The 12,265-nt window shown below is 71.5% G+C and carries 16 protein-coding genes and 1 tRNA gene; 3 read left to right on the top strand and 14 right to left on the bottom strand.

What is annotated here, in order from left to right; all coding sequences use genetic code 11:
* Window positions 1-89: 89 nt before the first annotated feature.
* Window positions 90-743 carry a TetR/AcrR family transcriptional regulator gene (locus tag AAT21_RS15800; RefSeq protein WP_046777543.1) on the top strand — a complete coding sequence of 218 codons (654 nt, stop codon included), beginning with the start codon at window positions 90-92 and terminating at the stop codon, window positions 741-743.
* Window positions 744-787: 44 nt separating this feature from the next.
* On the opposite strand, the gene AAT21_RS15795 is transcribed toward AAT21_RS15800, so the two are convergent.
* Together AAT21_RS15795 and AAT21_RS15790 are read right to left on the bottom strand one after the other, a co-directional pair.
* Window positions 788-2,410 carry an MDR family MFS transporter gene (locus tag AAT21_RS15795; RefSeq protein WP_046778377.1) on the bottom strand — a complete coding sequence of 541 codons (1,623 nt, stop codon included), beginning with the start codon at window positions 2,408-2,410 and terminating at the stop codon, window positions 788-790.
* A 109-nt stretch (window positions 2,411-2,519) separates the two neighbouring features.
* Window positions 2,520-2,972: a MarR family winged helix-turn-helix transcriptional regulator gene (locus AAT21_RS15790; protein ID WP_046777542.1), complete on the bottom strand. Its 453-nt coding sequence runs from the start codon at window positions 2,970-2,972 to the stop codon at window positions 2,520-2,522.
* Between the two features lie 131 nt (window positions 2,973-3,103).
* Here AAT21_RS15790 and AAT21_RS15785 point away from each other — a divergent pair, with 131 nt between their 5' ends.
* Window positions 3,104-3,343: a hypothetical protein gene (locus tag AAT21_RS15785; RefSeq protein ID WP_046777541.1), complete on the top strand. Its 240-nt coding sequence runs from the start codon at window positions 3,104-3,106 to the stop codon at window positions 3,341-3,343.
* 40 nt (window positions 3,344-3,383) lie between these two features.
* Here AAT21_RS15785 and AAT21_RS15780 read toward each other — a convergent pair whose 3' ends face one another.
* From AAT21_RS15780 to AAT21_RS15740, 10 genes are all read right to left on the bottom strand, one after another.
* Window positions 3,384-4,181 carry a hypothetical protein gene (locus AAT21_RS15780; RefSeq protein ID WP_046777540.1) on the bottom strand — a complete coding sequence of 266 codons (798 nt, stop codon included), beginning with the start codon at window positions 4,179-4,181 and terminating at the stop codon, window positions 3,384-3,386.
* Window positions 4,182-4,267: 86 nt separating this feature from the next.
* Window positions 4,268-5,110, bottom strand: coding sequence for an RNA polymerase sigma factor SigF (locus AAT21_RS15775; RefSeq protein ID WP_030956999.1), 843 nt, complete (start codon window positions 5,108-5,110; stop codon window positions 4,268-4,270).
* Between the two features lie 230 nt (window positions 5,111-5,340).
* Window positions 5,341-6,342, bottom strand: coding sequence for an RNA polymerase sigma factor SigF (locus AAT21_RS15770; RefSeq protein WP_412180321.1), 1,002 nt, complete (start codon window positions 6,340-6,342; stop codon window positions 5,341-5,343).
* A gap of 227 nt (window positions 6,343-6,569) precedes the next feature.
* Window positions 6,570-6,731 (bottom strand): hypothetical protein, encoded by a 162-nt coding sequence (locus AAT21_RS38055; protein WP_167344740.1) that lies wholly within the window; start codon window positions 6,729-6,731, stop codon window positions 6,570-6,572.
* A 387-nt stretch (window positions 6,732-7,118) separates the two neighbouring features.
* Window positions 7,119-7,448, bottom strand: coding sequence for a hypothetical protein (locus AAT21_RS15765; protein WP_136230385.1), 330 nt, complete (start codon window positions 7,446-7,448; stop codon window positions 7,119-7,121).
* 143 nt (window positions 7,449-7,591) lie between these two features.
* Window positions 7,592-7,676, bottom strand: a tRNA-Ser gene (locus AAT21_RS15760).
* A 57-nt stretch (window positions 7,677-7,733) separates the two neighbouring features.
* The gene (gene tadA, locus AAT21_RS15755; protein WP_046778376.1) at window positions 7,734-8,162 is read right to left on the bottom strand and encodes a tRNA adenosine(34) deaminase TadA; all 429 of its coding nucleotides are present in this window, start codon (window positions 8,160-8,162) and stop codon (window positions 7,734-7,736) included.
* Window positions 8,163-8,221: 59 nt separating this feature from the next.
* A complete protein-coding gene (locus tag AAT21_RS15750) occupies window positions 8,222-8,770 on the bottom strand; it encodes a tRNA adenosine deaminase-associated protein (RefSeq protein WP_030957005.1) in 549 nt (182 codons plus the stop codon).
* Between the two features lie 271 nt (window positions 8,771-9,041).
* Window positions 9,042-9,221 (bottom strand): hypothetical protein, encoded by a 180-nt coding sequence (locus AAT21_RS15745; RefSeq protein ID WP_030647083.1) that lies wholly within the window; start codon window positions 9,219-9,221, stop codon window positions 9,042-9,044.
* Between the two features lie 84 nt (window positions 9,222-9,305).
* Complete coding sequence (locus AAT21_RS15740) at window positions 9,306-10,262, bottom strand: universal stress protein (RefSeq protein ID WP_046777537.1); 957 nt, start codon at window positions 10,260-10,262, stop codon at window positions 9,306-9,308.
* A gap of 160 nt (window positions 10,263-10,422) precedes the next feature.
* On the opposite strand from AAT21_RS15740, the gene upp reads away from it, so the two are divergent.
* Window positions 10,423-11,058: a uracil phosphoribosyltransferase gene (gene upp, locus AAT21_RS15735; RefSeq protein ID WP_030647077.1), complete on the top strand. Its 636-nt coding sequence runs from the start codon at window positions 10,423-10,425 to the stop codon at window positions 11,056-11,058.
* A gap of 54 nt (window positions 11,059-11,112) precedes the next feature.
* Here the strand turns inward: upp and AAT21_RS15730 are convergent, their stop codons facing one another.
* Both AAT21_RS15730 and AAT21_RS15725 read right to left on the bottom strand, forming a co-directional pair.
* Window positions 11,113-11,790, bottom strand: a complete 678-nt coding sequence (locus AAT21_RS15730) for a LytR C-terminal domain-containing protein (RefSeq protein ID WP_046777536.1) — start codon at window positions 11,788-11,790, stop codon at window positions 11,113-11,115.
* 92 nt (window positions 11,791-11,882) lie between these two features.
* On the bottom strand, window positions 11,883-12,179 hold the full coding sequence (locus AAT21_RS15725; RefSeq protein WP_008740979.1) for a type II toxin-antitoxin system VapB family antitoxin: 297 nt from the start codon (window positions 12,177-12,179) through the stop codon (window positions 11,883-11,885).
* Between the last annotated feature and the right edge of the window lie 86 nt (window positions 12,180-12,265).

The following is a 12,265-nucleotide window of genomic DNA, read 5'->3' as shown; positions in this document are numbered from 1 at the left end:
GCCCGCAATGCCCGGCCCACCCCTACGAGCATCAAGGGGGCGGACCGGGCATTCCGGGCTGGTCCGGCCGTCGCGAGGAGGGTGCCCGCATGGTGACCGCGACCGATCCAGGCGAGAACCCGACCAGCGTGTGGCTGGTGGCCAGGCCCGCCAGACGCCGTACCGAGGCACCCTCGGGGCTCGACCGGGAGCGGATCACCGCGGCCACCACCCGACTGCTCGACGCCTACGGGCTCACCCGGTTCTCGATGCGACGGCTGGCCGCCAGGCTCGGCGTCACCGCGATGTCCCTCTACTGGTACGTGGACACCAAGCACGATCTGCTCGAACTCGCCCTGGACCGGGTCCTGGGGGAGCAGCCCCTGCCGGCCGGTCCGTACGGCTCCGGCGGGGCGGGCTGGCAGGAGGGGCTGAGGGATCTGGCCCGGGGCTACCGGCGGGTGCTGGCGGCCCACCCGTGGGTGGCTCCGCTCACCGCCGCCTACCCGAACATCGGCCCCCACGCCCGGGCCTTCGACGCGGCCCTCCAGCGGCTGATGGACGCCACCGGCCTGGTGGGCGCCGCCCGGACCGGTGCCCACCAGGCGGTCCGGCAGTTCCTGCACGGATGCGGGGGCGCGGTCCGCCGGGCATCCGAGGGCGACTTCTGCCTGGCACTCGACGTCCTGCTCGCGGGCATCGAGGCCAAGGCCGAAGCCGAGGCAAACGCCACGGCCACGGCACAGGTCACGGCAGACACCTGAGCGCCGCCCGGCTGTCGGGCGGCGCTCAGGCGCTCAGGCGGGTATCAGGCCTTCATGGTGGCGTCGGCAACCTCGCCGGCTCCGGCCGTCCCCGCCCTCCCTGCCGTCCCCGCCCTCCCGGCGGGCGAGGCACCGTCCGAGGCCGCCGCCGGGCTGTGGACCGCCGGCTTCGACTTCAGGGCGACCTCCTTGATGAACACCACCAGCACCAGGCCGAGGAGCGCGAACGGGGCGGCGTAGAGGAAGACATCGCCGACGCCGTGCCCGTACGCCGACTCGATGACCTCACGGATCGGCGCGGGCAGCTTGTCGAGGTCGGGGATCCCGCCCCCGGCCGTACCGTTCTGGCCCATGGCCGCCGCGGCCTTCGGGCCGAGGGCCGCGAGCCCGTCCTGGACGTAGTCGGTGACCCGGTGGGCCATGACCGCACCCAGCGCCGAGACGCCCATGGCGCCGCCGAGGGAGCGGAAGAAGGTGACGACCGAGCTGGCCGCACCCAGGTCCTCGGGGGCCACCTGGTTCTGGGTGGCGAGGACCAGGTTCTGCATCATCATGCCGAGACCGAGGCCGGTCAGCGCCATGTAGACCGCGATGTGCCAGTACGGGGTGTCGTACCGCAGGGTGCCGAGCAGCCCCAGTCCGGCCGTCAGCAGCACACCGCCGGAGACGAGCCAGACCTTCCACCTGCCGGTCTTGGTGATCACCTGACCGGAAACGGTGGAGGAGACGAAGAGCCCGGCGATCATCGGAATCGTGAGGATCCCGGACATCGTGGGGGACTCGCCACGGGCCAACTGGAAGAACTGGCTGAAAAACACGGTCCCCGAGAACATCGCGATGCCCACGAACAGCGAGGCCGTGGAGGCGAGGGTGATGGTTTTGTTACGGAAGAGCCGCAGCGGGATGATCGGGTCGCTCGCACGGGACTCGACGAGGACGAAGAGCAGTCCGAGGACCACCGAGCCGCCCGTCATCGCCCAGGTCTGCCAGGAGATCCACTCGTAGGAGTCGCCGGCCTGGGTGACCCAGATGAGCAGCAGCGAGACGGCGGCGCTGATCAGGAAGGCGCCCAGCCAGTCGACCTTGACGTCGCGCCGTACGACCGGCAGCCGGAGAGTCTTCTGGAGGACGATCAGCGCGATGATCGCGAAGGGTACGCCGACGTAGAAGCACCAGCGCCAGCCCAGCCACTCCGTGTCCGTGATGACGCCGCCCAGCAGCGGGCCGCCGACGGTGGCGACGGCGAAGACCGCGCCGAGGTAGCCGCTGTACCGGCCGCGCTCGCGCGGGGAGATCATCGCGGCCATCACGATCTGGGCGAGCGCCGAGAGGCCGCCGACGCCGATGCCCTGCACCACGCGGCAGGCGATGAGCGTGCCGGTGTTCTGGGACATGCCCGCGACCACGGAGCCGAGGACGTAGATCACCAGGGATATCTGGACCAGCAGCTTCTTGCTGAAGAGGTCGGACAGCTTGCCCCACAGCGGGGTGGCGGCCGTCATGGACAGCAGGGCGGCGGTGACGACCCAGGTGTACGAGGACTGGGTGCCGCCGAGGTCGCTGATGATCTGGGGCAGGGCGTTGGAAACGATCGTGGAGGACAGGATCGCCACGAACATGCCGAGCATGAGCCCGGACAGCGCCTTCATGATCTGGGGATGGGTCATGTCCACGGCGGTGGACGTGGAAGTGGAAGTGGATGTGGAAACGGACGCGGACGCGGACGTGGACGCGGGGTCGGTGGTCTTCTCCGACGGGGCCATGTCCTTCCTTTCTCTAGAAGCTCGATCGGAGTCGGGCCAGCAGGGTGTTGAGTACGTCGATGTCCTGGACGGACCAGTCGTGGAGAGCTCTCTCCAGGGCGGCCGTGTACCGGGCGCCGATCTCGGCGAGCAGCGCCCGGCCGGCCGGGGTGAGCCGCAGGATGCGGCAGCGTCCGTCGCCCGGGTCCGGCTCGCGCTCGATCCAGCCGCGGGCGGTGATGTGGGTGACGTGCCGGCTGGTGACCGAGATGTCGACGGCCATGAGGTCGGCCAGCCGGCTCAGCCGCATCTCCCCGTGCCGGTCGAGCACGGTGAGCACGGCGGCGGCGCCGGGCGGGCAGTCCGCGGGCAGGTTGCGGGCGAGCTCACGCTTGACCGCACCGATGCCGGTGAGCCGACGGGCCAGCTCCTCGTGCGGAGTGGTCTGTGTGGTCCGCGTGATCTGCGCGGTCCGCGTCGTCTGCATGGTCTGTGTAGGCACCGGGCGACCCCCATCTTGTTGCTTGAGGCAACCATAAGAGTCGGTGGTTGCTACAGGCAAATGAATCCGGGGGCGGGGCGGTAAAGGAATCGGAAAACCGGCTAGGGTCCTGCTCCATGGCTGACAACCACAACTCACAGGTTCCCGAGGGCAACTACGACCCGGCGGGCAGCACCCAGATGTTCCGGGCCTTCGTCGAGGAAGCCGCACCGGCCCGGCAGGCGGGCCCGGGGGCGCGCCAGCAGCGTCGCGCCGAGCAGGACGCCGCCAAGGGGCCGGGGCCGGCCGTGAAGGTGGCGCTGGTCCTCGCGCTGGTGCTCGTGATCGGTGCGGCCGCCTGGCTGGTCCTGGGCTGAAAGCGGCGCGGAATGCCGCAGCCGACCGGCTCCGCGCCGGTCAGTTCCAGGTCGCGGTGACCTTTCGGGTGTCCACGTGCATGCCCAGCGGCACCCGCCAGGGCTCCAGACACACCGTGTAGGTCTGCGTCTTCGAGGCTCCGCCCGCGATGGGCGCGGGGAGCGGCTGGGTCGTGGTGATCGTGGCCCAGTCGATGCCGAGGGCGCCGATGACGTGCGTCGCGAAGCTGACCGTGCCCGAACGGGCCGCGGTGGTGCCGGTGTTGGTGAAGGTCACGGCGACCCGCTCGCACCAGCGGTTGGCCGCGGCGGACCGGACCGGCGCGGACAACGTCAGCTGCGCCGGGGTGGCCGGGGGCGACGGCGCCGGGGGCGTGGTGCCCGGCCTGCTGGGCGGGGGCGGCCCGCCGGGGCTCGTCGGCCCCGTGGGGCCGGTGGGGCCGGTGGGGTTCGCGGGGACGGGTGCGCCGGGAGTTCCGGGCGGTGTGGGAGTACGTCCTGGGCCGCCGGTGGATCCGGGGGTGCTTGCCGGGCCGCCGGGGGCGGCGCTCATGGCTCCGCCCGGGGTGGAGCCGCCCGCGCCGTCCGGTCCCGGGGGTGTGGCCGACGTACCGGGTGCTGCGGGGGATCCGCCCGCCGCCGGCGGGCCGCCGAGCTGCTGGAACTCCACCCCACCCTGCGGTGCGACGTTCTCCCCCGCGCCCCGTTCGGGACCCGGGGCGGCGGCGCCCACGGCGGAGAAGCCCTCGCGCCCCGGGCCGCCGCAGCCGGTGAGGCCGGCGGCAGCCGTGCAGCACAGGGCGAGCAGGGCGGTGGCCGCGCGCGATCCCGTTCGCATCGAGCCAGTGTTCCTGACGGCTCGTCAATTGGGAAGCGCCCGGCAGCGGTCGGGCGGCCGGGATGCCGGACCGCCCACCCCTCGCGTCAGTCCCCGATGAGGCCCACGCGCAGCTGCGCGAGCGTGCGCGTCAGCAGCCGGGAGACGTGCATCTGGGAGATGCCGACCTCCTCGCCGATCTGCGACTGCGTCATGTTCGCGAAGAACCGCAGCATGATGATCTGCCGCTCCCGGGGCGGGAGTTTGGCGAGCAGCGGCTTCAGGGACTCGCGGTACTCGACGCCTTCGAGCGCGGTGTCCTCGTAGCCGAGACGGTCCGCGAGCGAGCCCTCGCCGCCCTCGTCCTCCGGGGAGGGCGAGTCGAGCGAGGAGGCCGTGTAGGCGTTCCCGACGGCGAGGCCGTCGACGACGTCCTCCTCCGAAACGCCGAGCACGGCGGCGAGTTCGGGGACGGTCGGCGAGCGGTCCAGCTTCTGGGCGAGCTCGTCGCTGGCCTTGGTCAGCGCCAGGCGCAGCTCCTGGAGCCGGCGCGGAACGCGCACGGACCAGGAGGTGTCCCTAAAGAATCGTTTGATCTCGCCCACGACGGTCGGCATCGCGAACGTCGGGAACTCCACGCCGCGTTCGCAGTCGAACCGGTCGATCGCCTTGATCAGCCCGATGGTGCCGACCTGGACGATGTCCTCCATCGGCTCGTTGCGGCTGCGGAAGCGGGCGGCGGCGTACCGCACGAGAGGCAGGTTCAGCTCGATCAGGGTGTCGCGTACGTAAGCCCGTTCGGGGCTGTCCGCGTCCAGGGTGGAGAGCCGCTGGAAGAGCGAGCGGGAGAGGGTTCGGGTGTCGATGGCTTCCGAGCGTTCGGAAACAGCCGGCGGCGTCACGGGCTTTACGAGCGTGAGCACCTTGGAGCTGCCCTGGTCTACGGACATGCCACCCCCTTGAGGTCGCGGACGGTCGCGTACGGCGCGCCCGTCAGAGGAACGCAGCTTCCACCTGAATACCGGAGGCGGGGCCGCGGCAAACGCGGTTCACGCAGAATGTCACATGTCGGCAACGCGCTGTAGCGCCATGTCGACATATAGTTCCGACGACAGAAGGGGGCAGAGCGTGATCAGCCCGTTCTGTCGGGAAAAAGGCGAATGATCTACGCCCGTTACGGTTACGCCTCGATCCTGTTTGCGGATCTCAGTCGGGCGAAGCTGCGCGCCAGCAGTCGCGAGACGTGCATCTGCGAGACACCGAGCTCGGCACTGATCTGTGACTGCGTCAGATTGTTGTAGTACCGGAGCAGCAGGATCCTTTGTTCACGCTCGGGCAGCTGTACGAGGAGATGCCGCACGAGGTCGCGGTGCTCGACCCCGGCCAGTTCGGGATCCTCGTAGCCGAGCCGGTCCAGCAGCCCGGGCATGCCGTCGCCCTCCTGCGCGGCCTCCAGTGAGGTCGCGTGATAGCTGCGCCCGGCCTCGATGCAGGACAGCACCTCGTCCTCGGTGATGCGCAGCCGCTCGGCGATCTCGGCGGTGGTCGGGGTACGGCCGTGCAGGGTGGTGAGGTCCTCGGTGGCGGCGTTGACCTGCACCCACAACTCGTGGAGCCGGCGCGGTACGTGGACGGTGCGGACGTTGTCGCGGAAGTACCGCTTGATCTCGCCCACGACCGTCGGCATCGCGAAGGTCGGGAACTGCACGCCGCGGTCCGGGTCGAACCGGTCGATGGCGTTGATCAGGCCGATGGTGCCGACCTGGACCACGTCCTCCATCGGCTCGTTGCGGCTGCGGAAGCGGGCGGCCGCGTAGCGCACCAGTGGGAGGTTCGCCTCGATCAGGGCCCCGCGCACCCGGGCGTGCTCGCTGCTGCCCGGCTGGAGGCCCTTCAGCTGGCCGAACAGGACCTGGGTGAGGGCCCGGGTGTCCGCGCCGCGGCCCGCGGGCCGGGGGGCTGCCGGAGAGGCTGTCGGAGAGGCCGTCGGGGAGGCTGTCGAAGGGGTTGCCGGTGAAGCTGTCGGAGAGCCGGCCGGAGGGACCGCCGGAGGGCCGGCCGGAGGGACCGCCGGAGAGCCGGCCGGAGGGGCCGCCGGAGGCTCCCCGGGCGGCTGCCCCTGGCGGCTTCCGGTGCGGGGCTCCTGCTGGGGCGGTACCTGGGGGTCCTGCTGGGGTGGCACTTGAGGCGCAGTACTGGCCGGCACGGTCACGCCACCCCTTCAGTCAACTCATCCGTCAAAAGCGGTCATAGCATCACAAGAGATGTGCACTGTGCGCAAGCACCGTATATCGCCGTGTTGACGGCAAGTTGGGCATATCCGGGCATTATGCCCGGCGGTGGGTACGCAAAAGCCCCCCACCCGTCGAGTGGGGGGCCGGAAGTCCGGGAACCGCTTCGGCGTACGGGTCAGCGCACCAGTTCGGTTATGAACTCGCCGATGCCGGAGGCGGCATCCGATATCCCCTGGAAGCCTATTTCCACGATCTCGGCGGCTCGCTTCGGCTGGGTGATGATCACGAAGAGGGCGAATACGGTGAGGGCACCGGTGATGAGCTTCTTGGTGTCCACGTGCGGGCGGCCTCCCCAACCGGTCCTTGCAAGTCGGGTGAGTCTAACCGGTCGGGTTTGGCCACTCACCTGTCCTTTAAGGACCAATGACCCGGTGCTCCGGGTCTTTTGCCGGTCGGTCGCCGGCCGGGGCGGACGCAGGATGGACGTGAGCCCACCGGTTCTGGCAGGAAACCGGTGGGTGGGGGACAGGGCCTCACTGCGGGGTCCGGCCGCGAGCTTCCCCCTGACTGCGGCCGGGCCGGCAGGTCCGTCCTCGTCGGGGGAAGTGGCTTGTCCCCCCGATGCCACTTCCCCCGCAAGCGCGTCGAAGGCCCCGGCCCCGGTCGGGGCCTTCTTCGTGCGCACCCGTGGGTGCGCCCTTCCTGTGCGCCCGCGGAGCGGCGGCTACTGGATGGCGCCGGCCAGGTCGGTGAGGGGCTGTACGGGGGCGATCACGGGCGCCAGCTGGTTGGGCAGGTCCGTCAGCGCGTTGAGCCCGTTGGCGCCGTCGCCGACCTTCCCGACGACCTCCTGGACGGAGGCGGGCTGGACCCCCGCGGGCGTCCCGGGCGACGGGATCGGCACATCCGGGAGGGTCAGCGGGGAGATCGGGGCCGTGTCCGCGGAGGCGGCGGGTGCGGCGAGGCCCGCGGCGGCCCCCGCGAGGGCGAAGGCGGCGAGGATGCGCTGGGTCTTGGTCATGCCGTGACAACGGCCGAGGGGGCGGGCGGTCACGCCGCTGTCCTCCGGAGGGCCGATCGGGAGCCCACCCGAAAGCCGGTCGGAAGCCCACCCGAAAACCTGCCCGGAGCGCACCCGGATGTCAGTCGGAAACGTCGAGAGCCCCGACCCTTGCGGGGCGGGGCTCTCGATCGAAGCGGTAGTGGAGGGATTTGAACCCCCGATGGGTTGCCCCATACTCGCTTTCGAGGCGAGCTCCTTCGGCCACTCGGACACACTACCGAGATGGATCCTAGCCTAAAGAACCCCATCCGCTGAAATCGGTGCGCCGACGCCGGCTCACAGGTCGCGGAAGAAGTCCGTCAGCTGCCGTGCGCACTCCTCGCCGAGCACACCGCGCACCACTTCCGGCCGGTGGTTGAGCCTGCGGTCCCGTACGAGGTCCCACAGCGACCCGGCCGCGCCGGCCTTGTCGTCGTCCGCGCCGTAGACGACCCGGGCGATCCGTGCCTGCACGAGCGCGCCCGCGCACATGACGCACGGCTCCAGGGTGACCACGAGGGTGCATCCCGGAAGCCGCCATTCCCCGAGTTCGGCGGCGGCCCTGCGCAGCGCCAGGACCTCGGCGTGCGCCGTGGGGTCGCCGCTCGCCTCGCGTTCGTTGTAACCGGTGGCGAGGATCTCGCCGTCCGGGCCCAGCACGACGGCGCCGACCGGCACATCGCCGGCCGGCACCGCCCGGGCGGCCTCCTGGAGCGCCAGGCGCATGGAGTCCCGCCACGGGTCCCGCACGGGATCCACGGGATCGGTGGTGTTCGCGGTGAGCACTAGCGGACGGCCTCCAGGACCTCGGTGGCGCCGAGGGACTCGGCGATCTCCGTGAGGGCGTCCCCGTCCAGGGTCATCAGTTGCTTGTTGGTCACGCCGAGGTCGTCCAGCAGCCGGGGGTCGCCGAGCGGGCCGGCCGGTACCGGCTCCGAGCCGGCCCCGCGCTCCCCGTCCTCGTCGGCGTCCTCGTCCGTGAACGCGGCGATGGATTCCTCCTCGCCGTCCTCGGTGCCGTCCAGGTCCAGCTCGTCGAGTTCGTCGTCCTCCTCGTCGCTGCCCAGCAGCTCTTTGGTCAGCATCGAGCCGTAGGAGCTGCGGGCGGCCGCGGCGGCGTTCGACACGAAGTACCGCGGGTCCTCCTCGCCGTCCACGCGGACGACGCCGAACCAGGCGTCCTCCTGCTCGATGAGGGCGACCACCGTGTCGTCGTCGACAGCGGCGGAACGGGCGAGATCGATCAGATCACTGAGGGACTCGACGTCGTCGAGTTCCATGTCGCTCGCTTCCCACCCGTCTTCGGTGCGCGCGAGCAGTGCGGCGAAATACACCGTGACTCTCCCACTGGTCTTAGGCGTGCCGGTTGGAGATCCCCCCGGCCGGAGGACGGGACGAAAGCGGCCGTGCTGCTCGCCGCCCTGCCCCGCCCAATCGGCATCGTGGCAGAAACGGCGGCGTTGCGAGAGGTCTTCCGCGCTTGCGTCGTGCCGCGCCGTCCCCCGCCGGGGCCGGTGCGGGGTTGCGGCGCCGGGGCGTTCCGGGGTGCCGGGGGCCGCGCCGGTTGCCCGACGGGCCGCTCGTGTCGCGCCGCGCGGCCCCGTATCACCAGCGGAACGTGCGCATGCGCATCTGCTGGCGCATACGGGCCGCACGCGCGCGGCGGGGCTGTACGCGATCGCGCAGCGCGCGGGCCTCCATCAGGTCACGCAGGAACTGTGCGCGGCGTGCTCGGCGCTGCGCCGCCGTCTCCGGAGTGTCGTCGCTCGGCTGCGTGTCGGGCATCGGCCACCACCCTGGGCTGGTCGGTCGTTTCCCCCTGCATCCACCTTCCCCCGGACAGGGCGTTTGATGCCACCCCTGTGCAGGTCAGACGTCGTCCTTGAGGGTCGGGACGATCGCCACCGGGCCGTGCGCGTGGTGCAGTACGGCATGGGCCACGGAGCCGATCTGCAGGGACATGGCGGTGCGCCGCGGGTGGTGGCGGCCGACCACCACCAGGGCCGCCGACCGGGAGGCGTCGACGAGCCGTCCCGCCGCGTCGCCGGGGACCGCGGCCTGCTCCACGGGGACGTCCGGGTAGCGGGTGCGCAGCGGCGCCAGCCGCTCGGTCTGGGACCGGAGCATCTCCCGCTCGGCCGGTACGCCGTCGCCCTCGTCGGCGAGCCCCTCGGGCGGGATCACCTCGAAGGGCCGGTCGATCACGAGGGCCGGCGCGGGCGGGACGGCGTACGCGGAGACCACCTGGACGGTGGTCCCCCGCACGGCCGCTTCCGCGAAGGCGAAGGACAGCACGTCGTCGGGGGTCTCGGCGGCGTGCAGACCGAGCACCACGCGTCCGGCGGACGGCTCGGAGGCGGTCGTGGCGATGGTCGCGGCGGCGTTGCGCTCGGCGTGCGGGACGACCACCACCGGGCACGGGGCGGTCGACGCCACCGCCCTGCTGCTCGATCCGAGCAGCAGGCTGGCGAAGCCGCCGCGCCCCCGCGAGCCCATCACCAGCATCAGGGCGCCGGATCCGATCACGCGCAGTGCCTCGGGGACGGAGCCCTCCAGCGACTCGTACCGGACCTCTTCGGGCAGCGCGGGGCCGTCGCCCAGCACGCCGCGGACCCAGTCGCCCACGGGGTCGGCGAACTCGCCGGGCTGCCGGGCGTCGTGCAGTGACGCCCGGCGGCCCGCGTACAACTGGGCGTGGTCGGGCAGTACATGGGCGATGAGGAGTTCCGCACCGTGCCGCAGCGCGGCACCCCGCGCCCACTGGAGGGCCACCAGGCTGTGCTCCGACCCGTCGACGGCTGCGATCACCGGTGCGTTGCTGCTCATCAGTCCAGCGTGCTGGGCGTCCGCGCGGGCCGCATCCGCAGGCCGCCGCGGGCGTGGCCGGCGCTGGGGACGCGAAGGGGGCGCGTCAGCGCGTAGCCTTTTGGGTGCAGGTCGCGTCGGGCGGCCGTTTTTGCTGGTCGCAGGAGTTTTGGAGGATGTTGTGCGTTTGCAGGTCGTCGATCACCCCTTGGTGGCGCACAAACTCACCACCCTGCGCGACAAGCGCACCGACTCCGCGACGTTCCGGCGTCTCGCGGACGAGCTGGTGACCCTGCTCGCCTACGAGGCCACCCGCGACGTGCGCACCGAGCAGGCCGACATCGAGACCCCGGTGGCCCCGACCACCGGCGTGAAGCTCTCGGCCCCCCGGCCGCTGATCGTCCCGATCCTGCGGGCCGGCCTCGGCATGCTCGACGGCATGGTGCGGCTGCTGCCGACCGCCGAGGTGGGCTTCATGGGCATGGTCCGCAACGAGGAGACCCTGGAGGCCTCCACGTACGCGACCCGCATGCCGGAGGACCTCTCCGGACGCCAGGTCTACGTCGTGGACCCGATGCTCGCCACCGGCGGCACGCTCGTCGCGGCGATCCAGGAGCTGATCAAGCGCGGCGCCGACGACGTCACGGCCGTGGTGCTGCTGGCGGCGCCCGAGGGGGTCGAGGTCATGGAGCGCGACCTGGCGGGCACGCCGGTGACGGTCGTGACGGCCGCGGTGGACGAGCGGCTCAACGAGCACGGCTACATCGTGCCGGGTCTGGGCGACGCGGGCGACCGGATGTACGGCTCGGCGGAGTAGCCCCCGGGCGCTGCGGCGGCCCCGGCGGGCCGCCGCAGCCGCCGTACGGCGGGCTCAGCAGTTCTTGGCGGGCGCGGGCACGGGGTTGGCCAGGAGGGCCAGGGCCTTGTCCGCGTCCTCCTTCGTGCTGAGCTCCTTGAAGGCGTCGCCCAGGATCAGGTCGACGTCCGCGGTCTCACGGGCGTCGGTCTGCTGGGTGGTGCCGGGGAGCTGGGTGCCGAGCACCGCGTAGACGGCCTTGTCGGTCGCGGGGGAGCCCAGCAGTATTCCGGTCCCGGGCACCTTCTTGTCGAAGTCGGCCGGGGCGTTGCCGACGCTGCCGATGACGAAGCCGCGTTTGGCGAGTTCGTCGCCGACGGCCTTGGCCAGGCCCGCGCGCGGGGTCGCGTTGTAGACGTTGACCGTGATCGTGCCGGGCTGGGGGAGCACGACCGCCGGTCGGGCGGGTGCGGACGCCGCGGAGGCGGCCGCGGGGGCGCCTTGCTTGGCGGCGGCCTCGGGAGATTTCGTCGGGCAGTCCTTGGCACCGGCAGCCGTGTTCCGTTTGGGGCCATCGCCCTGGAACACGTCGATGAGCTGCAGTGCCCCGTAGCCGACCAGGGCAAGCGCGAGGACCGAGCCGAGCACGCCGAGGACGATCCGTCGTCGGCTCCGCTTACGGCTCATGCGGGGGTAGGCGGTCCCCGTGACGCGGTACTTTCCGCCCATGCCGGGGGGAGTGAGCATGCTCATGGGCGCAGCGTAGTGCGAGCCGGTGGCGATGCCTACTAAATGATCTGCTGATAGGTCAATGGTGACCCGAAAGGCGCAATCTACGCGAAGCGTCAGTCCATCTCGAGGACGCGGGCGTGCAGCACCTGACGCTGCTGCAGGGCCGCGCGCACGGCGCGGTGCAGCCCGTCCTCCAGGTAGAGGTCGCCCTGCCACTTCACGACGTGGGCGAACAGGTCGCCGTAGAACGTCGAGTCCTCGGCGAGCAGCGTTTCGAGGTCCAGCTGGCCCTTGGTCGTCACGAGCTGGTCGAGCCGGACCGGGCGCGGCGCGACGTCCGCCCACTGCCGGGTGGTTTCCCTGCCGTGGTCGGGGTACGGCCGCCCGCTTCCGATGCGCTTGAAGATCACACGGAAAGCCTACCGGGCCCGTGCCTGCGGGCGCAGCCTCGCAAGGGTGGTGCAAAAGTGACGGACAGTGCTATTTGGGGAGTGAT

It is taken from the genome of Streptomyces yangpuensis, from assembly GCF_001005295.1.
GTDB lineage: Bacteria > Actinomycetota > Actinomycetes > Streptomycetales > Streptomycetaceae > Streptomyces > Streptomyces yangpuensis.
The sequence above is the reverse complement of the archived record's forward strand: the minus strand, read 5'-3'. Positions and strand labels throughout refer to the sequence as shown.